Source organism: Nocardia higoensis NBRC 100133 (genome assembly GCF_000308595.1).
Taxonomy (GTDB): domain Bacteria; phylum Actinomycetota; class Actinomycetes; order Mycobacteriales; family Mycobacteriaceae; genus Nocardia; species Nocardia higoensis.
The window spans coordinates 221597-242639 of the sequence record NZ_BAGA01000077.1; the positions used below are offsets into that span (position 1 = coordinate 221597).

Consider the following 21043-nt stretch of genomic DNA (forward strand, 5'->3'; position numbering starts at 1 on the left):
CCATGCTTCGTTCATCGATCCTCGTTGCGGTGCGCGAGTCATCCGACGGCCATCCGTCCGCCGTCGACCGGCAGGATCGTGCCGGTGGTGAAACTCGCCGCGTCACCGGCGAAATACACTGCGGCCCCGACGATCTCCTTCGGATCACCGCCGCGCGGGATGGGCCAGGCCGAGGACAGCTCCCCGAAGGAGTCCATGTCCCAGGCCTTGCTGATATCGGTGAAGAAGGCGCCGGCCATGATGGTGTTGACCCGGACCTCGGGCCCGTAGGCGGCGGCGAATCCCTTGGTCAGCGAGTTCACCCCGGCCTTGGCCGCGCCGTAGGGCACGTACTCCGGGGCGGGCCGCTCGGAGGCGGTGGAGCTGATATTGATGATCGACCCGCCGCCCGCGGCCTTCATGCGCTCGGCCACCAGGGTGCTCAGGCGGAACGGCCCCTTGAGGTTGACATCGATGATCTTGTCGAACAGTTGCTCGCTCACCGACTCGAGGCCGTCGTAGAGCGGCGCCATGCCGGCGTTGTTGACGAGCACGTCCAGGCGGCCGAATCGTTCGTAGACGGCATCCACCAGCGCGGGCAGCGCATCCCAGTCGCCGACGTGCGCGCCGATGCCCAGGGCCTGCACCTTCTTCTCGGCGGCGATCTCGGCGGCGAGGTCGATGCAGGGTTGCGCTTTGCGGCTGGCGATGACGATATTCGCGCCCTCGTCGGCGAAGGCCCAGGCCATCTCGGCGCCGAGCCCTCGGCTGCCGCCGGTGATCAGAACAACTTTGTCACGCAGATTGTTGCGATCGGTCGTCATGGTTCTCCGTTCCGGTCGGATGCACCGACCCGGGTCAGTACAGCGACTCGCCGCCGTCGACGATATGGTTGACGCCGGTCACGAAACCGCTGGCCGGACTGGTCAGATACACTGCGGCCGCGCCCATGTCGGCGACCGAGCCCGCGCGTCCCATCGGCACCGTGGCGGCCATCCTGGCGAAGGTCTCGGGATTGCGTTCCAGCGCCATCGGGGTGGCGGTGATGCCGGGGGACAGCGCGTTGATGCGCACCCCGTGCTCGGCGAGTTCGTAGGCGGCCACCCGGACGAACTGGTTGAGTCCCGCCTTGGTGGTCGCGTAGTGGATGGTGCCGGGCCGGGTGCCGAGGGCGCGGATGGACGACAACACCACGATGGCGGCATTGCTGCCCGGGTCCTTGCGCGCGGCCATCCGCGTGGCGGCCCCGTGCACGGTGCGGAAGGTGCCGTTGAGGTTCAGATCGAGCGTGTTGTGCCAGATCTCCTCGGTCATGTCGAGGAATCGCACCATCGAGCCCGCGCCTGCGTTGGCGACCAGGATGTTCAGCTCGCCGAATTCGGCGTCCACCGTGGCATAGAGCGCTTCGACCGATGCCGGGTCGCGGACATCGACCTCGGCGATCTCCACGCGCTGACCGGCGACGGCCAGGTCGCGCAGCTGCTTCTGCGCGAGCTCGAGCTTCTCGCGGCGCCGGGCCGAGATCAGCACATCGGCGCCCGCGCCGACCATCGCCTCGGCGATGCCCAGGCCGATGCCCTCGCTGGCTCCGGTGATCAGTGCGGTCTGCCCGGCGAGCGGGCCTGCCTTGTCGTTCATGTTTCTTCCTGTCGGGGACGAAGATTCGGGTGACGCTCAGGCGTCGAGCACCAGCCGGGCGCATCGGGCCCGCGAGACGCACGGCATGATCGTGGTGTTGGATTCGCGTTCCTCGTCGGAGAGCACCGAGTCGCGGTGGTCGACCACGCCGGACAGCACCGGGGTCTCGCAGGTGCCGCAGGTGCCTTCGGCGCACGAGGACACGATGTCGACGCCGGCTTCCTCGGCTGCTTCGAGAATGGTGCGGTCCGCGGCGACGGTGACGGTGATCCCGCTGGTGGCGAATTCGACCTCGAACTCACCGTCGGGCTCGTCGCGCTCGACCACCTTGGGCACGAAGCGTTCCAGGCGCAGCGTGCGGCGGTGCGCGGGGTCGGCGCAGTGCGTCTCCAGCGCCGCCAGCAAACCCTCGGGGCCGCACGAATAGACGACCGTGTCGGCGTCGGTGCCGGTGAGCAGCGTCCGCAGATCCGGAATGCCGAATTCGTCGTCGGGGTGGATCCGCACGCGGTCACCGAAGGCGGCGAGCTCGTCGAGGTAGGCCATGCTCGCGCGGGAGCGGCCGCAGTAGAACAGCCGCCACGGGGTGCCCGCCCGCTCCAGTTCGGCGATCATCGGCAGCAGCGGGGTGATGCCGATGCCGCCGGCCACGAACTGCACCGACGGCGCATCGGTGGTGAGCTGGAAGTGGTTGCGCGGCAGGGAGACCCGAATGGTGTCGCCTTCGGCGATGGCGGCGTGGGCGTACTTGGATCCGCCGCGGCTGTTGGGCTCGAGCAGGATCGAGACCGTCCATCGGGGCCCGGTCGCGCCCAGGCCGGTCAGCGAGTACTGACGCACCAGGTCGCCGAGTTCGAGATCGATGTGGGCGCCGGGTTCCCACGCGGGAAGCGCGCCGCCGCCGGGCCGTTCCAGGCCCAGTTCGACGATGCCGTCGGCGATGAGGCGTCGTTGCACGACACGCAGTTCGAGGTCCATGTCCACTTCCGAGAGACTTTGGCAGGGGAGTGCGCCCGGCCCCCGGAGGGGACGAGGGCCGGGCGCGGCAGGGGATCTACCCGTAGTCGCACCATTCGGTCAGGCGACCGTTGTCGAAGCTCATGATCGAGAGCACGTCGAGCTTGCAGAACTCGCCCGCGTTGCCGAAGCCGGGCACGTCGGCGGTGGCGGTGCCCTGCCAGGTGGTCTCGCGCATGATCGAGTTGCCGGTGGTCGCCCACCGGGTGGTCTCGCCGATGAACCGGTCGGGGAAGACCTGCGACATCTGCTGCACGGTCTCGAGCATCAGGTCACGGCCCTTGGCCGCGACGCCGCGGTTCTGGTGCACGACCACCACGTTCTCGTCGACCAGATCGCGCAGGGCGTCGATGTCGAGGCGGTTCCAGGCGTCGACGACCGACAGGGCCAGCTTCAGCAGTTCGTCGGGATCGGTATTGCTCATGTTTCGTATTCCTTCGAGAGGGTGGCGGAGAGGACTACTGCGCGACGGCGACGACGAACTCGTGGATTCCGCGGGTCGGCATCGAGTGGTAATGCACGTCCTGGCCCTCGGCGAGGGTGAACTTCGGCATCTTCTCGACCAAGCGCTCGAGCACGCAGTTCATGACCACGCGGGCGAAGTTGGAGCCGAGGCAGCGGTGCGGGCCGATGCTGAACGCGATGTGGTTCTTGTCCTTGCGGTGCAGATTCCAGGTGTGCGGCTCGGGGAACTTGCGCGGGTCGCGGTTGGCGCCGTTGTAGGAGGTCCAGACCTTGGCCTCGGCGGGCAGTTCGGTCTTGCCGATGGAGACCGGGCAGGTGGTGGTGCGCTGCAGCACGGTCACATTGGCGAACATCCGCAGACCTTCCTCCACCGCGTTGGGGATCAGGGCGGGATCGGCGACGATCTCGGCCAGGTCGTCCGGGTGGGTGGCCAGGTGGTGCAGTGTGCCGCCCAGCACGGTGCCGGTGGATTCCAGGCCGGCGATCGACAGCGGCAGGACCACGGCGATGCGCTCGGCCATGGTGGGCTCGCGGCCGTCGATCTCCTTCACCTGGCAGACCAGGCTCACCAGGTCGTCTTCGAGCGGATTGGCCATGCGCTCGCGGACCAGGGCATCGATGGCGGTGTAGAGGCTGACGAACGCGGTCTCGGATTCCTCGGCCGTCTCGCCGACGAAGATGTCGTGCGCCCACTTCATCCAGTCGTCGATCCGGTCGCCGCCGAGGTTGAGCAGGTTGGAGAAGACCACCCGCAGCTGCAGCGGACGCAGGAAGTCCTCCATGATCCGGAAGCTGCCCGCGGCGATGCCCGCATCGAGGTACTCGTCGATGACGGCGTTGATGTTCGGGGCGAAGCGGCTCATCCGCTCCTCGGTGAGCTCCGGGTTGAGCAGCTTGCGCCAATCGGTCTGGGCGGGCGGATCCAGGTCCTCGGGCAGGAAGCGGCCCTCGTTCTTCGGCGGCTCGGCGCGGTTGTCGTGGCCCAGGATCGCGACGCCGTACTCGGAGGAGAAGCGCTTCCAGTCACGCAGGATCTTGAAGACGTCCTCGTAGCGGGTGGCGACGTAGCAGGGGGTCTCGCCCTGGGTGTGCACCGCCAACTCGTCGCGGTCCTGCATGGCGTTGATCTCGGTCCAGAAGTTCTGGTTGAACTCCTCCGACCACAGGTCGATCGGACAGCCGGTGGTGGTGGCCTTCGCCGGCGATTCCAGTTGCTCGGTCATGTTCGGGTCCTTCTTCTCATTCCTCGGTGATCGCTGCTTCGGGACAGGCAGCGGTGACCTCGGAGACATCCACATCGGCGGGGATCGTGCCGTCACCGAGGACGACGCCGCGTCCTTCGTCGTCGGCGGTGAACAGCTGGGGGAACAGCGCGTAGCAGCGGCCGTGCGCCTGGCAGTAGTCGAGGTCGACCGCGACCTTCGCCGTCTTCGTCGTCATGGTTTCCTCCTTCGCCCGGTAGGGCTGTCGGCCGGGGTGGGCTGGGTCCGGCGGGCTAGGACCGGGCGAGCTGCCCGCCGTCGACCGGGATCGCGACGCCGTGGATGTAGCGGGCCTCGTCGGAGACCAGCCAGGCCACGGCATTGCTGACGTCCTCGGGCTCGACCCACGGGATCGGCAGCAGAGTCAGCTCGGAGAACAGCTCGGCGGCGTCTTCGGGGGTCGGGTTCTCCAGGTGCGGAAGGAACATCCGCAGCAGGCTGTCGTTGATCGCCATCGGGGTGTTGACCGCGCCCGGATTCACCGAGTTGACGCGGATGTTGTGCGGGCCCACCTCGTTGGCCAGCGAGAGCATCAGGCCCTGGATGCCGTGCTTGGACGCCGCGTAGTGGGACTGGCCGGGCGCGCCGCGCAGGCCGACGGTGGAGCTGACGAAGACGATCGAGCCGCCCTCACCGCGCTCGATCATCGAGGGCAGCACCGCGCGGCAGGCGTGCCAGGCGCCGATCAGGTTGGTGTCGAGGATGTCGGTCCACTGTTGATCGGTCAGGCCGACGACCTGGCCCTGGTTCGAGATGCCCGCGTTCGACACCAGGATGTCGATGCGGCCGAATTCCGCGAGCGCCTCGTCGGCCACCGCCTGCAGCGTGGCCAGGTCGCGCACGTCGGCGGCGCGGGCGATGATGCGCCTGCCCTCCTTCTCGACCAGTGCGACGGTCTCGGCGAGGTCTTCGGGGGTGCCCTGCGAGTAGTCCAGATTCGACTGCTGCTTGCACAGGTCCACCGCGACGATGTCGGCGCCGTCCTGTGCTAGCCGCAGCGCGTGCGTGCGGCCCTGGCCGCGGGCAGCTCCGGTGATGAAGGCGACCTTGCCGTCCAACCGCTTCATATGCGCCTCCTGCGCTCTCTCGGCACGGGTGTATCGGCCGCGCCGGATCGTCCGGGCGGCCTCCCGTGCAGTGGAGGTGTTCCTCTCGAGGTTCAGGTGAGGAAATCGACCTGGCGAAAGTCTTGTGACTGCTGTCACTCGCTCGCGCTGACCACCATATTGCTCATGATGAACTCGTAAGTCAAGAGCTCTCGCCAGAATTCCTCATGATGTATTGCGGTAATAGCCCGAAGTTGGCCCGGGCCGGGGCTGATAGCGGAAAACTACTGCTGACCAGGGACGAAAAAAGCCGGCAGCGCGGATGCGCTACCGGCTCGATGGGGCCTTCGGAGGGCTACAACCACTCGATGGGTGAATCCAGTGGAACGGTGAGGCGTTCGCGGCAGTACTCCACGACGCCGCGCAGATGGGCCGTCATGAGCTCGCGCGCCTGGCGTGGACGGCCGAGTGCGATGGCTTTGGCGATGTGTCGATGGTCGTCGACGAGGACGTCGCGCAGCTGCCGCGGATCGGCGAGGACCGCCACGTGGTGCGCCACGATCTGACCGTAGGTCTGCAGACTCAACGCCAGGACGCGATTGCTTGCCAACCCCGCCACGCTGCCGTGGAATCCCGCATGTCGCTCCAGGTAGGTGCCGAGCCCCTCGGGAGTGTCGTCGTGCTCGTGCAGGAACGGCTCCATCCGCGCGGCGCGCAGCTTGGCGTCCGGATAGCGCGCGGCTCGCTCGGCGAGCTCGCCTTCGGCCCAGACCCACGACTCCAGCAACTCCTCGTAGGTGGCGCCGTCCATGTTGTAGAACAGCGCCGAGACGCGGCCCAGATGCGCGGCGTCCACCGATCCGACGATGGGCCCGCCACCGGGGCCTCGGCGGATGGTGATCATGCCCTGTACCTCGAGCAGCCGCAGCCCCTCGCGCAGCGATTCCCGGCTCACGCCGTACTTCTCCAGCATCGCCGCTTCCGAGGGCAGGCTCGCGCCGGGCGCGAGCCGCCGGCTCTGGATCTCGCCGACGATGGTGCGCGCGACCGACTCGGCGGCCTTGAGCGGCCGCAGCAGCGACACCTCGCCGCCGTTGGCGTTCGCCGGACCGCGCTCCTTCACGGCCTTGCGGCTCGTCGCCGCGCCGCCCGGTGTCCGCTGCCCCTCGGCTTCGCGCACCTTCACATTGCCCACCGTGTCACCCCCCGATCTCGTGGTGTAATCGCGTGTTCGCGAACGAATTTCATCACGCTAGCGCACCGCCCTTCGGTGCGGCCACCGGCGTGAGACCGGCTCGTTCGGCGAATGCCGCGAGGTTGTCGTGCCGCTCCGCCGAGGTGCGGCCGTGCCAGACCGCGTCGGCCCACAACACCAGGTCGGCCATCCCGTGCTCCTCGTAGCGCCGCAGTTCGGCGATATCGGGTTTCGGTGCGCGCACGTAGGTCGTGAACGGGCCGGTTCTGCCGTGCTCTTCGCGGTGCCTGTGTACCTCGGCGACCAGCCGCCGTGCCTCGTCGAATGCGGGGGTGCCCGAGGTGAACCAGCCGTCACCGAGGCGGGCTGCCCTGGCCAGCGCGGCCTGCGCGTTCCCGCCCATGATCACGGGGATGTCCACCGGGCGCGGATGCACCTGCACGGCATCGAAGGCGAAATGCGTGCCGCGATAGCCGAATTCCTCGCCCGACCAGGCTCTACGGAGGACCTCGACGCACTCCTCGGTGCGGGATATCCGGGTGCGGAAGGGGATGCCGAAGGCGTCGAACTCCTCCTGCTGCCAGCCCGCTCCCACGCCGAGCAGCAGCCGGCCGCCACTGAGCTCTTGGACGGTGATCGTGCTGCGCGCCGTGTGCAGCGGATGCCGCAGCGGCGCCAGATAGACGGCGGTGCCCAGTTTGATCCGCTCGGTGCGCGCCGCGATCGCCGCGTGCACGACCAGCGGGTCGGTCAACTCGGTGCCGACGTCGATGAGTGGACCCTTGTGGTGCTGGACCGTGCCGGTCGATGGATGCTCGCCGGTCTGGACGACCGGGCGCAGCAGGTGCTCGCCGATCCACAGCGCGTCGAAACCGAGCGCGTCCGCGGACACGGCGAGTTCGAGGAGCCGGGCGCCCGTCATGCCGTACGCGCTCAATCCAATCGATGCCATCGACCGCTCCCACCTGCCGCTATGCCCTGGTCCGTCGTATTTCTCACGTCACCATAGCGCTAATTCATCATGATATAAAGCATTTCTTTGGGACGCGTCCGCAGTCCGTCGACAGCGACCGGACGCCGTCTCGACCCGGTCGAGTCCCACCCGCGCGAGCCGTTACCACGCCGCGCCGGGGAGAACACGGTGGTGCGGGCTCAGGCGGGAGCGGTGATCTCGTCCACGAGTCCCCACTCGCGCGCACGGTACGCGTCCAGCGCCGCGCCGGTGACGAAAAGATGCAATGCGCGCCAGCGGCCGATACGCCGGGGGAGACTGACCGTGCCGCCCGCCCCGGGAATCAGACCCATGCTCACCTCGGGAAGCCGGAAGACGGTGTCGGGGGCGGCCACGATCCGCTGCGCGAACGCGGGCACCTCGATGCCCGCGCCGACGCACTGGCCGTGCAGCTCGACCCGCATGCGCGGCGCCAGCCGGGCCATCGAGCGGGCCGCCCCGCCCCTGGTCCGGATGAAATGCGCCGTCGCGTGATCTGGGGCGTGCCCGAATTCGTCCAGGTCGCCGCCCGCGCAGAAGCACGGACCGGCGCCGGCGAGCACGACCTCGGCCACGGTGTCGTCGATCAGGGCCACCCGCAGCGCTTCGACCAGTGCGTCGCGCACGGCGGTGCCGTAGGCGTTGCGGCGTTCGGGACGGTTGAGGGTGATCCGCAAGGTGGCGCCCTCGCGCCCGATCAATACCGGGTCGGCGGCGGGCGGCGGCGGGAGCGGCCGGCCGAGCGCCCTGCGCTCCTCGAGCCAGCGCCGGAACTCCGCACCTCCTTGCAGAGTGGAGTAGGCCAGCGATTCGACGTCGACGGCCTGGGGGATCGGCAGCGTCTCCGAGATCCGCAGGACCTGCCCGGCGACGAGCGCCGCCTGCGGGTTCCGGCCGACCGCTCGGACGAATTCGCCGAGCGCGGCGCCGACGTCGGTCACGTCCACCACCGCGCGATCCACCGTCGTCGTCCAGCTGGGGCCATCCGCGACAGCCGCCGGCTCGGCCGGCGCACCAGCAGTGGCGCCGGCTGTGATCGGCAAAGCCGACTCTGCCTGCGGGCCGTGGTCGGCGAGCGGCGCATAGGTCAGGTCGAGCGCGGCGGTCAGCGGAGCCAGGCCGGGCGGGATCGGCCGCGAACTCCGGCCGACCACGAGCTGATCGAGGGTGGCGACGCGTGCGGCCGCACGGGCGGCGAGCGCCTCGTCCGCGCCGTCGAGGTCCACGACCAGCACCGGGTCGACCACTGTCGCGGCGGACGCGCCCGAGGCGATGTCCGCGACGTCGTCGACGAGCTGAGCAGCGGTGATGGTTCGTGCGTGACTGTCCATGGTGCGGTTCCGACCTCCCGCGCCAAAGGTAACATCGGCCCGATGTGGACCCCGGGAAGCGCTGATCGGGTGCGGGATTGGGCGGAGAGCGGCATCGTCGCCCTCACCGGTCGCGCCGATGGCGTGCCCGTCGTCCCGCCGGGCCGGGCGGCTTCCCACGCGCGGGCCTGCGGTGCGTGGATCGCCGATGTCACCGATGGCGCGGTCCGGGTGGACGGCGCGCTCCTGCTCTCCGAACGCGCGGCTCTCACCGGTTTCCGCCGCGCGGGTTCGGTGTCCGCCGGAGGGTCGTGCCGCTTGCTGCCGACCGCCGACGGGTGGGCCGCGGTCTCGTGCGCCCGGCCCGACGATCCGCTGCTGCTCTCCGCGCTGGCCTGCGCGGACCTCGTCGACGACGATCCCTGGCCCGCGGTTTCGTCCTGGCTGGCCGAGCACTCCGGAGCCGAGTTGGCCGAACGCGCGGAGCTGCTGGGGGTCGCGGCTTGGCCTGTCGGCGCGCCCGGTGAAGTCTCCCCGAAGCCGCCGCTCCCGCAGCGTGGCGCCGCACTCGGCGGCGATCGAGCGCCGACCGAATCGTGCCCTGTCGGCACGGCGTGGCAGGTCGCGGCGGCCCCACACATCTCGCCGCTCGAGCCGCGTCCCGTGGCCGGCTTGCTGGTGGTCGATTTCAGTGCCTTGTGGGCCGGGCCGCTGTGCGCGCATCTGCTCGGCCTCGCGGGCGCGCGGATCGTCAAGGTCGAGACACCCTCGCGCCCGGACGGCGCGCGCCGCGGCAATGCCGATTTCTATCGGCTGCTGCACGGCGGCCACGAGGCGGTGCAATTCGATCCGACGGTGCCCGAAGACCGTGCGGCGCTGCACGCCCTCGTGAGCGCGGCGGATATCGTCATCGAAGCCTCACGCCCGCGCGCCCTGCGCGGATTCGGTTTGGAGGCGGAACAATTCGTCGCGGACGGCGCGACCTGGCTGTCGATCACCGCCGCAGGCCGCGCATCGGACCGGGTGGGTTTCGGTGACGACATCGCCGCCTCCGCCGGGCTGGTGGCCTTCGACGCCGACGGCCCGATGTTCGTCGGTGACGCGATCGCCGATCCGCTGACCGGCTTGACCGCCGCCGCGCTCGCGATGTCGGTGCCGGCCGGGGGCGGGGGCGAGCTGTGGGATATCTCGATGACCGATGTCGTCGGCCGCACCCTCGAAGCCACGGAAAGTGCGGCGCCACAAGCACATCGCGAGGGTAGCCACTGGGCGGTCGAGACTTCGACGGGTCCGGTGCGGATCAGCGAACCACAGCGACGGCAGGCGCGCGGAACGGTCGCCGAGCCCGGCCGCGACACCGATACGGTGCTTGCCGGATTGGGCACAGTCCGATGATCGCGCCCCGTTCCCCCGGCACGGAATCGCCGGAGCACTGCGTGCGCGCCGCACCCCCGCTCGCCGGAACGAGCGCGGTCCGATGACGAGCTACCTCTTCCGTGATGTCGAATTGCCCGGTGGCCGAGCCGATGTCGCGGTCGCCGGTGATCGCATCGCTGCCATCGCCGGCGGGTTGGACGCCGGAGCCGCCGAAGTGATCGACGGCCGCGGCGCCCCGTTGCTGCCCGGCCTGCACGATCATCATCTACACCTGCACGCCATCGCCGCCGATGCCGACTCGGTGCGATGCGGTCCGCCCCGCGTACGCACCAGCGACGAACTGGCAGCCGCTCTCGCCGCCGCACCGGGGGAGGGGTGGATCAGGGGAGTCGGCTACGTCGAAACCGTCGCGGGCCTGCTCGATGCCGCCGCCCTCGACCGTTTCCATGCTCGCCGCCCGGTGCGGATGCAACATCGCAGCGGCGCGCTGTGGATACTCAATTCGGTTGCGTGCGAGGCGGTCCGGCTGGACACGGCCGATCACCCCGGCGTCGAGCGCGACGACTCCGGTCGTCCCACCGGCCGCGTCTGGCGCGCGGACGCCTGGCTGCGCGAACGTCTGCCCCGTACCGGCCCACCCTCGTTGACCAGGGTAGGCGCCGACCTGTCCCGGTTCGGGATCACCGGCGTCACCGACGCGACACCCGACCTGCCACCCGCCTCGTTGTCGGCGCTCCTCGACGCCCACATCTCCGGCGCACTGCCACAGCGTCTGCACCTGCTCGGCGTCCCCGTGGACGATCCTGCCGAGTCGTCGCACCACAGGACGACCGGCCGCGTATTCCCGGACACGGTGACCATCGGCCCCGGCAAGATCGTCATCGCCGACTCCGACCCCGTCGATTTCGACCGGCTCGCCGCCCTCGTCCGGCGGGCTCACGCCGCACACCGGCCGGTAGCCGTCCACTGCGTCAGCCGCGTCGCGCTGGTCGTTCTGCTCGCCGTCTTCGACGAGGTCGGCAGCATGCCGGGCGACCGGATCGAGCACGGCGCCGTCATCCCCGCCGAGTCGTTCGAGGCCCTGCGCGGCCACGGCCTCACCATCGTCACCCAACCGGGATTCCTCGCCCATCGCGGCGACGACTACCTGCATCGCGTCGATGCCGAAGACCTCCCCGACCTGTACCGCTGCCGCTCGCTGCTGAGCGAGGGCATTGCGCTGGCACTGTCGAGCGACGCCCCGTACGGCCCGCTGAACCCGTGGTCGGTGATGGCGGCCGCCGAGGCCCGGCGCGCACCCACCGGCGAAATCCTCGGTGAGCCGGAACAACTCACCGCATCCGAGGCCCTGAGCGGCTACCTCACCCCGCTCGACGACCCCGGCGGGCGTCCCCGGACGATCCGCGTCGGTGAGCCCGCCGACCTGGTGCTGCTCGATCGACCGCTCGCCGAGGCCGCCCGGCCGGGAGCCGACCCGGTGCGCTGCACGATGATTCGGGGCAGGATCCGGTATCGGCGATGACCATCGCCACGCGAATTCACGTTCCGTGGGCGAAGTTCGCCGTTTCGGCGCCGTGCTGCGGCCGGTCCTGAGCGCGCAACCGCGGAATGACGCGCGCGAGCGCCTCGAGCAGAAGCTCGGCCATATCGTGGCTGAACCCGTTGCGCACCACGATCCGCAGGACGGCCAGATCCTCGCGGTTCCCGGGAAAGGTGTAGGCCGGAACCAGCCAGCCCTGCTCGCGCAGCGCGGCCGACACATCGAACACCGAATAGCCGGTCTCGACCTCGGCGAGGGTGAAGGCGAAGACGGGGAGTTCGCTGCCGTCGGTCAGCAGGCGGAACGGCCCCATCGCCGCGATGGCTCCGGAGAGTTGGGTGGCGACATCGCGGCAGTACTGCTGGACGCGGGTATAGCCGCTGCGCCCCAGCCGCAGGAAGTTGTAGTACTGGGCGACCACCTGAGCGCCCGGACGGGAGAAATTGAGGGCGAAGGTCGGCATCTCCCCGCCGAGATAGTTGACGCGAAAGACCAGGTCGTCGGGCAGGGCGTCGGTGTCGCGCCAGACCACCCAGCCGACGCCGGGATAGACGAGGCCGTACTTGTGGCCGGAGGTATTGATGGAGGCCACGCGGGGCAGCTGGAAATCCCAGGTCAGGTCCGGGTCGCAGAAGGGGGCGATCATCGCGCCCGAGGCGCCGTCGACATGGACGGGGATGTCCCAGCCTTCCCGCTGTTGCAGGTCGTCGAGCGCGGCGCAGATCTCGGCGACCGGTTCGTAGCTGCCGTCGAAGGTCGACCCGAGCACGGCGACCACCCCGATGGTGTTCTCGTCGCAATGCGGCAGCGCCGATTCGGCGGTGAGGTGGTAGCGATCGCCCTCCATCGGGACCAAGCGGGCTTCGACATCCCAGTAATTGGCGAACTTCTCCCAGCACACCTGCACATCGGCGCCCATCACCAGGTTGGGCCGATCGGCGGGCAGCCTCGCCGCGCGCCGGCGATGTTGCCAACGCCGCTTCATCGCCAGCCCCGCGAGCATGCAGGCTTCGCTGGAACCGGTGGTCGAACAGCCCGGTGCGTGTTCGGGATCGCCCGCGTGCCACAGATCGGCGAGCATGCGCACGCAGCGTTGCTCGAGGTCGGCGGTGCGCGGGTACTCGTCCTTGTCGATCATGTTCTTGTCGGCGCACTCGGCCATCAGCACCCGAGCGGTCGGTTCCATCCACGTGGTGACGAAGGTGGCCAGATTCAGCCGGGCATTCCCGTCGAGCATCAGTTCGTCGTGCACCACCTGGTAGGCGATGTCGTTGTCGAGCTCACCTTCGGGCATCCGGTTGCGCGGCACGGAGATCGGCTCACGGGAGAAGATCGGATTGACCGAGACCTCGCTGCGGCTCTGGTCCTGACGGAAGGAAGGGTGCGACAACGGCATGGCGACTCCTGGTCTCGGCTACCGGTCCGGGTGACGCGGGCGTCCGGGCCGTGCAGGCCCGGCGGCCGGTGGGGGACCGGGCGCGCTCCGCACCACTGACTGGTGACAGTACTCCGGCCGATCCCCGGAGATCGGCCGACGAACTGGCGTGTTGCCCGCCGCCGGAGTGGGCGGCGGGCCGGTTCAGCGACCCGATTCTGCTCGTCGCGCGCCTGCCTGCACCTGATCGCGCAGGAAGGCGAGGATCTGCGCGCGCGCCGGTTGCGCCGCCGCGACCAATCCCGGCATGCTCAGGAAGGAGTGCGTCGCCCGCGGGTGACGCCGCAGTGTCACGTCGACTCCCGCTCGGCGCAGACGCTCGGCGTAGGCGGGGGACTGGTCTTCGAGCGTGTCCAAGCCCGCGGAGACGATGAGGGCCGGTGCCACGCCCGCGAGGTCGGCGATGTGGATCGGGGAGATCTCGCGAGCGTCGAAGGACGCGGGCAGCGCCATTCGCCGCGCCGCCCGGCAGTTGGCCGGGGTGGCGGTCGGGCTGTCGGCGTTCTCGGTGAACGAGGGGTAGTCGAAGGCGCCGGTGGTCCAGTCGAGCTGCGGATTCACCAGAACCTGAGCCCGCACCGACAGCCCGAGGTCGACGGCGCCGATGGCGGTCAGCGCGGCCAGGGTTGCGCCCGCGCTCGAGCCGAGCAGGACGATGCGGGCGGGATCTGCACCCCACTCCGCCGCCCGGTCGGCGAGCAGAGGCGCGGCCTCGTACGCGTCCCGGACTGCGGCGGGGATCGGATGTTCCGGGGCGAGCCGGTAGTCGAGCGAGACGACCACGGCGGGGGAGTGCGCCGCCAGATGACTGAGCAACCAGTCGTCCTGGCGGGGCTCGCCACCGACGAATCCGCCGCCGTGGAAGGCGATCACCAGGGGCAGCGGGGTATCGGCGTGCTCCGGCAGGTAGACGCGCACGCTCAGCTCTCGGCCCGGGAGACCGAGCGGGTGGGTGCTGATCCGTGCGCGGCGATCGGGCCTGCCGGTGACGAGCCTGCCGACGGGTGACAGCAGTGTGCGGTGTTGCGCTTCGCGGAATTCGACGAGCTGGTCCGGGGTGATGGAATCCCAGTCCGGCTGGGACGCCAGGACGCTCAGCAGCCGCATTCGCAAGGGAAGTGTGCCTCTCATGCCGTCGATCGTCGCGCCGGCCCGGTGTGCCGCGCGTCCGTCCACCGGCGTCGGCTCCTACGGGATCGCGCGTAGCGCAGGATGTTTCGCGTACGCCCGTTGTCGTAGTCGGCGCCGCGCGTCGGACGCCGGCTCGGCCGCTCGACCGATCGCGGGGCCGTCACGAAACCAGGCCGGTCCGATAGGCGATCACGACGAGCTGGGCGCGATCACGCGCACCGAGTTTGATCATCGCCCGGCTGACATGCGTGCGCGCGGTGGCCGGGCTGAGGAACAGGGCGGCGCCGATTTCCGCGTTGTTCATGCCCTGCCCGACCAGGGCGAGCACTTCGCGTTCCCGATCGGTCAGCACCGCCAGCCGTTCCTGCCCGGATTCGGCGACTTCGCGCTGCGCTGTGATCCGGCCGATGAGCCGACGGGTGACCCGGGGTGCGAGCAGCGCCTCGCCTGCGGCGATGACCCGGATGGCGTGCAGGAGTTCGGCGGGACCCGCGTCCTTGAGCAGGAAGCCGCTCGCGCCCGCCTGCAGGGCGTCGAAGACGTTCTCGTCGGTGTCGTAGGTGGTCAGGATGAGAACCTTCACCTGTTCGAGCCCGACGGTTTCCGCTATCCGGGCGGTCGCCTCGATGCCGTCCAGCCGGGGCATGCGGATGTCCATGAGCACGACATCGGGACGGACGGCGCGCGCCTGGTCGACGGCTTCGGCGCCGTCGACGGCCTCGCCGACCACCGTGATGTCGTCTTCCAGGTCGAGCAGGACCTTGAAGCCGGAGCGCACCAGATGCTCGTCGTCGGCGAGCAGCACCTTGATCGCGGGATTCACGGCTTCCACGCAACCACAGCGATCACCGGCTCGACGAGACCGGGCTGAGCGGCAGCCGAGCCACGACCTCGAATCCGCCGTTCGGATGTGGGCGCGCGTCGAGTTCGCCGCCGAGCAGCCGGCAGCGTTCACGCATGCCGATGATCCCCCGTCCCGGCGCGGTCGTCCCCGCGGCACGGGCGGTGTTGCCGGGCGAGCCGCCGTCGTCGATCACCCGAATCCGCAGGTCGTCGACGCCGGGCTCGAGCGTGACCGTCACCCGGGTCGGACCGACATGCCGGATCACATTCGTGAGGGATTCCTGCACGATCCGATACGCCGCGCCACCCACAGCGCTCGGCAGCGGTGCGACCGGCGGCGTCTGCTCGAGGGCGACGTCGAGCCCGGCGTCCCTGGCCTTGCCGGTGAGTTCGTGGATCCGGTCGAGCCCCGGATACGGTTCGCGATCGTCGCCGTCGCGCAGCACACCGAGGATCGCCCGCATCTCCCGCAGCGCACGCGAACTCGTCTGCTCGATGGTGCGCAGGGCTTCGCGCGCCTGCTCCGGGCGTTTGTCGAGCACATGCGCGGTGACGCCGGACTGCACATTGATGACGGCGATCGCGTGGGCGACCGTGTCGTGGACCTCGCGGGCGATGCGCAGCCGTTCGGCGTCCACCCGTGCCCTGGCCTCCTCCTCACGCGAGCGTTCCGCGAGCTCGGCGCGCTGCTGCGCCTCGGTGGCGATGACCCGGCGGGAGCGGACGTTCTCTCCCAGGGCCGTGCTGATGACCGAGGCGCCGATCCGGAAGAACACCCAGCCGATGGCCGACACCGGCTCGACGTCCGCCCCCGCGATCAGCCAACCCACGGACAGGATCGAAATACCTGTGCCCGCGATGATCAGCGAGCGGCGACCGTCACCGTAGGCGGCGAGGGTGTAGAGCGCGACGAACAGCGCCAGATAGGACATTCGATCGGGGAAGTCGAACCCGAAATAGACCAGGCTGGCGACCGCGGTGATCGCGAATACCGCGACGGGAGTGCTGCGGCGGGCCGCGATGGACAGTCCGCTGACGATCAGCAGGGCGTAGCCGATCGCCGACACGGGCGTCGAGGGCGGTTCGACCGGGACGGTGACCATCGCGCCGAGCACCTGCATCACCGTGACGAACACCGCCAGGGCCACATCGGGGAGCCAACCGGGCCGCCGTGAGAACCGGACGAACAGTTCCCGCATCGGCGCCCGCTGCTCCATGCGGCGATCGTACGACACCCGTCGTGCCGAAATCGCCCGCGCACAAGCGTGAACGACTACGTCGCACGACGTATCCGTCTCCGACGTCACTACGCACCTCCGCGTAGCCGGGAAGAGAGAACACATAGCTATATAGATATTGCGATCTAACTATGTAAGTCACCCGGCCGAGATATGCCCGGTGGGTCGCGGTAGGAGGGCGTATGGCAATGATGATCGAGAGACTCTCTTCGAAAGGACGCATTCATGAGTCAGAACACTTCCAAGGTCGCCATCGTCACCGGTGCCGCCCGCGGCATCGGCGCGGCCATCGCCACCCGGCTGGCTTCGGACGGTTTCGCGGTCGCGGTGCTCGATCTCGACGAACAGGCTTGTCAGCCGGTCGTCGACCGGATCGAGGCCGACGGCGGCAGGGCGGTGGCGATCGGCGCCGACGTCTCCGACGAGGAATCGGTCACCGCGGCGGTGGACCGGGTCGTGCAGCAGCTCGGCGCGCCGGTCGCGCTGGTGAACAACGCCGGCATCACCCGCGACAACCTGCTGTTCAAGATGAGCACGGGGGAGTGGGACGCGGTCATGAACGTGCACCTGCGCGGCTCTTTCCTGATGAGCCGCGCCACCCAGAAGCACATGGCCGAGGCAGGCTGGGGCCGGATCGTGAACCTGTCGAGCGTCTCGGCGCTGGGCAACCGCGGCCAGGCCAACTACTCCGCCGCCAAGGCCGGCCTGCAGGGCTTCACCAAGACGCTGGCTATCGAACTCGGCCGCTTCGGCGTGACCGTCAACGCGATCGCGCCCGGCTTCATCGACACCGACATGACCGCGGCCACCGCCGCCCGCATCGGCATGGACTTCGAGGATCTGAAAGCCGCTGCGGCCAAGGAGATTCCGGTGCAGCGGGTCGGCCTGCCCGAGGACATCGCCGCCGCGGTCTCCTACTTCTTCCGCGAGGAAGCCGGTTTCGTCTCCGGCCAGGTCCTCTACGTCGCCGGCGGCCCCCGGGCCTGACGCCGCGGAATCGCTGGTTCAGCTATCAGTGGGTTACCATGCCGTCTGCCGTGTCGCATCGGACCGGGCCCGGTCGGGACAGGACCTCGTGCGCCCGGGCGCGACGGCGCTGCGGCCGGGTGATCGGGTTGCCGGTCCGCCCACGGTGAGGGAGCATCCCGTCGCCGGCTCGATTCTTCGGGACATGCCGCATCGATGCCGTCACCACGGGTATCCACCCCGTCGGTGAGGCGTCGTGGCGGGCGCTGCGCGGGCAACGGCGACCGGGGCGGTGTGGTCGGCACGGAATGGTTCGGGAAGTACGTCTGGTTGGGAGTGGTCGGAGTTGTTGAAGAGTCTGCAGGGGTTCAAGGACTTCCTGATGCGCGGGAACGTCATCGACCTCGCGGTGGCGGTCGTGATCGGCACCGCCTTCACCGCCGTGGTGACCGCGGTGACCAAGGGAATCATCACCCCGCTGCTCGCCGTCATCGGCGGCCCCGACGAGCTCGGCCTCGGCTTCCGGATCGTCCCCGGTAAGGACTCCACCTTCGTGGAGGTCGGCCCGATCATCACCGCGATCGTGAACTTCGTGATCGTGGCGGCCGTCCTCTACTTCGTCCTGATCCTGCCCATGCGGCACCTGACCAACCGGTTCGGCACCAAGAAGGTCGCCGAGCCCACCGAGGTCGAACTGCTCATCGAGATCCGCGATCTGCTCGCCCAGCGCGACGAGGCGATCGAGGCCGAGCACGCCGCGAACCAGCGCATCGAGCGCGAGCACGACACCAGCAGCCCGGCGACCGGCACGCCCGCCGACGGTCGTGGCGAGGACGAGAAGGTCGCCAGCCGGTACTGAAGCGATTGTCAACGGGTGGTCCGGGCGCGGTTTCGCCCGGACCACCCGTTGTCTTTCGGGGTAAGCGCGCCCGCATCTCCCCCCGGATCGGCGCGGCCGGATATCCACCCGGCGCGCGGCATCCCTGACCGCCGACCCGTTCGATCCCGCATAGCCGCAATCGCGCGCTGCGGCGATTCCGGCAGCGTTTCACTCGGGCTGAAGGCAATGCTGGTCGAGCCCGGCGGCGGATGGTGTCATCGGTGTGCTCACTCACGGTTGTGACCGGGAACTGAGGAGACCACCGCATGTCGAACGCAGTTCAGCAGGCCGGGCCACCGGACCCGCCTGTCACCGCCGTTCCCGTACTCACCAGCGAGCAGGCCCTCGATGCCGCCGCCCGGCTCGCGGCGGACTTCACCGAGCACGCGGCCGAACGAGATGCCCAGCGCATCCTGCCCAGGACCGAACTCGACCGGCTGGCGGGATCCGGCCTGCTCGCCATCACCGTCCCTGCCGAATACGGCGGCGCGGGCCTCCCGGTGACCACCGTCGTCGAAGTGGTCCGGCTGCTCTCCCGAGCCGACCCGAATATCGGCCAGATCCCGCACAGTCATTTCGTCTACGTCGGACACCTCCGGCGCCAGGGCACCCGAGCCCAGTGCGAGCGACTGTTCGGCCAGGTGCTGGCCGGAAAGCGGTTCGGCAACGCGCAATCCGAGGCCGGGACGAAGCACGTGCGCGACATCCGCACGACCCTGCATCCCGACGGCGCGCGGCGCTGGCGGCTGAGCGGGCGCAAGGCGTATGCGACCGGCGCGCTGCTCGCCGACTGGATCCCGGTGCTGGCGCATCGCGGGGCGGACGGCCCGCTCGTCGTCGCCTGGGTGGAGCGCCGAGCCGACGGCGTGGATGTGATCGACGACTGGCGCGGACTCGGCCAACGGACCACCGCCAGCGGCAGCGTCGTTCTCACCGACGTACTCGTCACCGACGACCTGATCACTCCGTACGCGGCGACCTTCGACGGGCCGCAGACCTACGGCGCTTTCGCCCAGGCCCTGCACGCCGCCATCGACGCGGGCATCGCACGGGCCGCCCTCACCGACGCCGCGCAGTTCGTCCGCGAGTCGAGCCGGCCCTATCCCGACGCGGGCGTCGATCGCGCCGCGGCCGACCCGCTCGTGATCCACACCTTCGGCGAATTGGAACTGTCGATCCGGGCCGCCGAGGCCCTGCTCGCCGAAGCCGCGCGCAGCATCGACCATGCCGACGCGGCCCTGACCGACCGCAGCGCCACGGCGGCCGGCCTCGCGACGGCCGCCGCACGCGCCGCCACCACCCACGCCGCGCTGTCGGCGAGCTCCAAGCTGTTCGAGGTGAGCGGTACCCGCGCCGCCGCCGGCGACCGCAACCTCGACCGGCACTGGCGCAACGCCCGCACCCACACCCTGCACGACCCCGTCGCCTGGAAGATCCAGCACCTCGGCCGCTGGGCCGTCGACGGCACCCCGCCACCCAACCACGGACAGGTATGAGATGAGTGAGCTGACTTTCCACTGGTTCCTGCCCACCAACGGCGGTGACGGCCGCTTCATCGTCGGCGGCGGCCACGGCACCGCGGTCTCCGGTGCGGGCGCCCGCCCGGCCTCCGTCCCGTATCTGGGCCAGATCGCCAGATCTGCCGAGCAACTCGGCTTCGTCGGTGCGTTGACCCCCACCGGCGCGTGGTGCGAGGACGCCTGGATCACCACCGCCATGCTGGCGAGCGTCTCCGAGCGTCTGAAGTTCCTCGTGGCCTTCCGCCCCGGCCTGACCGCTCCTTTCCTGGCCGCCCAGATGGCAGGCAGCTTCCAGAACCTCACCGGCGGCCGACTGCTGCTGAACGTCGTCACCGGCGGCGAAAGCCATGAACAGCGCATGTACGGCGACTTCCTCGACAAGGACGACCGCTACGCCCGCTGCGCGGAATACCTCGAGATCGTGCGAGCCCTGTGGTCCGGCGAGGTCGTGAACCACGACGGCCGCTACTTCCGGCTCGAGGACGCCCAACTCGCCCAGATCCCCGATCCGCTCCCCGAGATCTACTTCGGCGGCTCCTCGCCCGCGGCGCTCGCGGTCGCCGCCCGGCACGTCGACGTCTACCTGACCTGGGGCGAACCGCCGGCCGCGGTCGCCGCGAAGATCGACACGCTGCGCCGAGCCGCCGAACGCCACGGCCGCGAACTGCGCTTCGGCATCCGCCTGCACTCCATCGCCAGGGACACCGCCGAAGAGGCGTGGGCCGAGGCCGATCGGCTGCTCGCCGGAATCTCCGAGGAGCAGATCCGCCAGGTTCAGAGCGGCCTGCGGCGCAGCGAATCCGAAGGGCAGCGGCGGATGCTTGCGCTCAACGGCGGCACCAAGGACGGGCTGCAGATCCACCCGAACCTGTGGGCGGGCGTCGGCCTGGTCCGTGGCGGCGCAGGGACCGCGCTCGTCGGCTCCCATCAGCAGATAGCCGACCTCATCGAGGAATACGCCGCGGTCGGGATCACCGAATTCGTGCTGTCGGGCTATCCGCATTTGGAAGAGGCCTATCGGTTCGGCGAAGGCGTGCTGCCCGAACTGGCTCGCCGCGGCCGCTGGACGCACCCGTCCCCGGGCCGGCTGTCCGTGCCCGTGGTGCCTTTCGCCGCGGCCTCTCGCTGACCGGCAGACCGATCGGCGCCGTCGGCGGAACCGAGTCGAAGTGTCCTCGCGCCACTGCGGCCGCGAGCACTTCGCGGCCGC

20 protein-coding genes are annotated in these 21043 nt (G+C 69.7%); 6 read left to right on the forward strand and 14 right to left on the reverse strand.

Annotation, left to right across the window (positions count from 1 at the left end; translation table 11 throughout):
- Positions 1 to 38 precede the first annotated feature (38 nt).
- The 10 genes from ON26_RS13485 to ON26_RS13530 form a co-directional block, all read right to left on the reverse strand.
- A complete protein-coding gene (locus ON26_RS13485) occupies positions 39 to 803 on the reverse strand; it encodes an SDR family NAD(P)-dependent oxidoreductase (protein ID WP_040796408.1) in 765 nt (254 codons plus the stop codon).
- A 34-nt stretch (positions 804 to 837) separates the two neighbouring features.
- Positions 838 to 1617: an SDR family NAD(P)-dependent oxidoreductase gene (locus ON26_RS13490; RefSeq protein WP_040796409.1), complete on the reverse strand. Its 780-nt coding sequence runs from the start codon at positions 1615 to 1617 to the stop codon at positions 838 to 840.
- A 36-nt stretch (positions 1618 to 1653) separates the two neighbouring features.
- Positions 1654 to 2595, reverse strand: a complete 942-nt coding sequence (locus tag ON26_RS13495) for a PDR/VanB family oxidoreductase (protein ID WP_040796410.1) — start codon at positions 2593 to 2595, stop codon at positions 1654 to 1656.
- A 76-nt stretch (positions 2596 to 2671) separates the two neighbouring features.
- Complete coding sequence (locus ON26_RS13500) at positions 2672 to 3058, reverse strand: nuclear transport factor 2 family protein (RefSeq protein WP_040796411.1); 387 nt, start codon at positions 3056 to 3058, stop codon at positions 2672 to 2674.
- 34 nt (positions 3059 to 3092) lie between these two features.
- The gene (locus ON26_RS13505) at positions 3093 to 4322 is read right to left on the reverse strand and encodes a cytochrome P450 (RefSeq protein WP_040796412.1); all 1230 of its coding nucleotides are present in this window, start codon (positions 4320 to 4322) and stop codon (positions 3093 to 3095) included.
- 16 nt (positions 4323 to 4338) lie between these two features.
- Complete coding sequence (locus ON26_RS13510; RefSeq protein WP_040796413.1) at positions 4339 to 4539, reverse strand: ferredoxin; 201 nt, start codon at positions 4537 to 4539, stop codon at positions 4339 to 4341.
- A 55-nt stretch (positions 4540 to 4594) separates the two neighbouring features.
- Complete coding sequence (locus ON26_RS13515; protein WP_040796414.1) at positions 4595 to 5428, reverse strand: mycofactocin-coupled SDR family oxidoreductase; 834 nt, start codon at positions 5426 to 5428, stop codon at positions 4595 to 4597.
- A gap of 334 nt (positions 5429 to 5762) precedes the next feature.
- Positions 5763 to 6602 carry a FadR/GntR family transcriptional regulator gene (locus ON26_RS13520; protein ID WP_245545844.1) on the reverse strand — a complete coding sequence of 280 codons (840 nt, stop codon included), beginning with the start codon at positions 6600 to 6602 and terminating at the stop codon, positions 5763 to 5765.
- Positions 6603 to 6654: 52 nt separating this feature from the next.
- Positions 6655 to 7554, reverse strand: coding sequence for a TIGR03619 family F420-dependent LLM class oxidoreductase (locus ON26_RS13525; RefSeq protein WP_040796415.1), 900 nt, complete (start codon positions 7552 to 7554; stop codon positions 6655 to 6657).
- 200 nt (positions 7555 to 7754) lie between these two features.
- Positions 7755 to 8924 (reverse strand): enoyl-CoA hydratase/isomerase family protein, encoded by a 1170-nt coding sequence (locus ON26_RS13530; protein ID WP_040796416.1) that lies wholly within the window; start codon positions 8922 to 8924, stop codon positions 7755 to 7757.
- A gap of 42 nt (positions 8925 to 8966) precedes the next feature.
- On the opposite strand from ON26_RS13530, the gene ON26_RS13535 reads away from it, so the two are divergent.
- Both ON26_RS13535 and ON26_RS13540 read left to right on the forward strand, forming a co-directional pair.
- Positions 8967 to 10298: a CoA transferase gene (locus ON26_RS13535; RefSeq protein ID WP_040796417.1), complete on the forward strand. Its 1332-nt coding sequence runs from the start codon at positions 8967 to 8969 to the stop codon at positions 10296 to 10298.
- 82 nt (positions 10299 to 10380) lie between these two features.
- On the forward strand, positions 10381 to 11802 hold the full coding sequence (locus tag ON26_RS13540; RefSeq protein WP_040796418.1) for an amidohydrolase family protein: 1422 nt from the start codon (positions 10381 to 10383) through the stop codon (positions 11800 to 11802).
- Positions 11803 to 11818: 16 nt separating this feature from the next.
- Here the strand turns inward: ON26_RS13540 and gad are convergent, their stop codons facing one another.
- The 4 genes from gad to ON26_RS13560 form a co-directional block, all read right to left on the reverse strand.
- A complete protein-coding gene (gad, locus tag ON26_RS13545) occupies positions 11819 to 13216 on the reverse strand; it encodes a glutamate decarboxylase (RefSeq protein WP_040796419.1) in 1398 nt (465 codons plus the stop codon).
- 183 nt (positions 13217 to 13399) lie between these two features.
- Complete coding sequence (locus ON26_RS13550; RefSeq protein ID WP_083884069.1) at positions 13400 to 14386, reverse strand: alpha/beta hydrolase; 987 nt, start codon at positions 14384 to 14386, stop codon at positions 13400 to 13402.
- 160 nt (positions 14387 to 14546) lie between these two features.
- A complete protein-coding gene (locus ON26_RS13555; protein ID WP_083884055.1) occupies positions 14547 to 15218 on the reverse strand; it encodes a response regulator transcription factor in 672 nt (223 codons plus the stop codon).
- A 13-nt stretch (positions 15219 to 15231) separates the two neighbouring features.
- The gene (locus ON26_RS13560; RefSeq protein ID WP_245545845.1) at positions 15232 to 16446 is read right to left on the reverse strand and encodes a sensor histidine kinase; all 1215 of its coding nucleotides are present in this window, start codon (positions 16444 to 16446) and stop codon (positions 15232 to 15234) included.
- A gap of 246 nt (positions 16447 to 16692) precedes the next feature.
- Between ON26_RS13560 and fabG the strand changes: the two genes are divergently transcribed.
- From fabG to ON26_RS13580, 4 genes are all read left to right on the forward strand, one after another.
- Positions 16693 to 17454, forward strand: a complete 762-nt coding sequence (gene fabG, locus ON26_RS13565) for a 3-oxoacyl-ACP reductase FabG (RefSeq protein ID WP_040796420.1) — start codon at positions 16693 to 16695, stop codon at positions 17452 to 17454.
- A 325-nt stretch (positions 17455 to 17779) separates the two neighbouring features.
- The gene (mscL, locus tag ON26_RS13570; protein WP_306307247.1) at positions 17780 to 18292 is read left to right on the forward strand and encodes a large conductance mechanosensitive channel protein MscL; all 513 of its coding nucleotides are present in this window, start codon (positions 17780 to 17782) and stop codon (positions 18290 to 18292) included.
- Between the two features lie 287 nt (positions 18293 to 18579).
- Complete coding sequence (locus ON26_RS13575; RefSeq protein WP_040796421.1) at positions 18580 to 19809, forward strand: SfnB family sulfur acquisition oxidoreductase; 1230 nt, start codon at positions 18580 to 18582, stop codon at positions 19807 to 19809.
- 1 nt (position 19810) lies between these two features.
- Positions 19811 to 20962 carry an LLM class flavin-dependent oxidoreductase gene (locus tag ON26_RS13580; protein ID WP_040796422.1) on the forward strand — a complete coding sequence of 384 codons (1152 nt, stop codon included), beginning with the start codon at positions 19811 to 19813 and terminating at the stop codon, positions 20960 to 20962.
- Positions 20963 to 21043: the final 81 nt, after the last annotated feature.

Excerpts from the sequence above, each read along its gene's own strand:
- ON26_RS13485 (WP_040796408.1), bottom strand. The coding sequence starts at position 803 with ATGACGACCGATCGCAACAATCTGCGTGACAAAGTTGTTCTGATCACC.
- ON26_RS13490 (WP_040796409.1), bottom strand. The coding sequence starts at position 1,617 with ATGAACGACAAGGCAGGCCCGCTCGCCGGGCAGACCGCACTGATCACC.
- ON26_RS13495 (WP_040796410.1), bottom strand. The coding sequence starts at position 2,595 with ATGGACCTCGAACTGCGTGTCGTGCAACGACGCCTCATCGCCGACGGC.
- ON26_RS13500 (WP_040796411.1), bottom strand. The coding sequence starts at position 3,058 with ATGAGCAATACCGATCCCGACGAACTGCTGAAGCTGGCCCTGTCGGTC.
- ON26_RS13505 (WP_040796412.1), bottom strand. The coding sequence starts at position 4,322 with ATGACCGAGCAACTGGAATCGCCGGCGAAGGCCACCACCACCGGCTGT.
- ON26_RS13510 (WP_040796413.1), bottom strand. The coding sequence starts at position 4,539 with ATGACGACGAAGACGGCGAAGGTCGCGGTCGACCTCGACTACTGCCAG.
- ON26_RS13515 (WP_040796414.1), bottom strand. The coding sequence starts at position 5,428 with ATGAAGCGGTTGGACGGCAAGGTCGCCTTCATCACCGGAGCTGCCCGC.
- ON26_RS13525 (WP_040796415.1), bottom strand. The coding sequence starts at position 7,554 with ATGGCATCGATTGGATTGAGCGCGTACGGCATGACGGGCGCCCGGCTC.
- ON26_RS13530 (WP_040796416.1), bottom strand. The coding sequence starts at position 8,924 with ATGGACAGTCACGCACGAACCATCACCGCTGCTCAGCTCGTCGACGAC.
- ON26_RS13535 (WP_040796417.1), top strand. The coding sequence starts at position 8,967 with ATGTGGACCCCGGGAAGCGCTGATCGGGTGCGGGATTGGGCGGAGAGC.
- ON26_RS13540 (WP_040796418.1), top strand. The coding sequence starts at position 10,381 with ATGACGAGCTACCTCTTCCGTGATGTCGAATTGCCCGGTGGCCGAGCC.
- gad (WP_040796419.1), bottom strand. The coding sequence starts at position 13,216 with ATGCCGTTGTCGCACCCTTCCTTCCGTCAGGACCAGAGCCGCAGCGAG.
- ON26_RS13550 (WP_083884069.1), bottom strand. The coding sequence starts at position 14,386 with ATGAGAGGCACACTTCCCTTGCGAATGCGGCTGCTGAGCGTCCTGGCG.
- ON26_RS13560 (WP_245545845.1), bottom strand. The coding sequence starts at position 16,446 with ATGGAGCAGCGGGCGCCGATGCGGGAACTGTTCGTCCGGTTCTCACGG.
- fabG (WP_040796420.1), top strand. The coding sequence starts at position 16,693 with ATGAGTCAGAACACTTCCAAGGTCGCCATCGTCACCGGTGCCGCCCGC.
- ON26_RS13575 (WP_040796421.1), top strand. The coding sequence starts at position 18,580 with ATGTCGAACGCAGTTCAGCAGGCCGGGCCACCGGACCCGCCTGTCACC.
- ON26_RS13580 (WP_040796422.1), top strand. The coding sequence starts at position 19,811 with ATGAGTGAGCTGACTTTCCACTGGTTCCTGCCCACCAACGGCGGTGAC.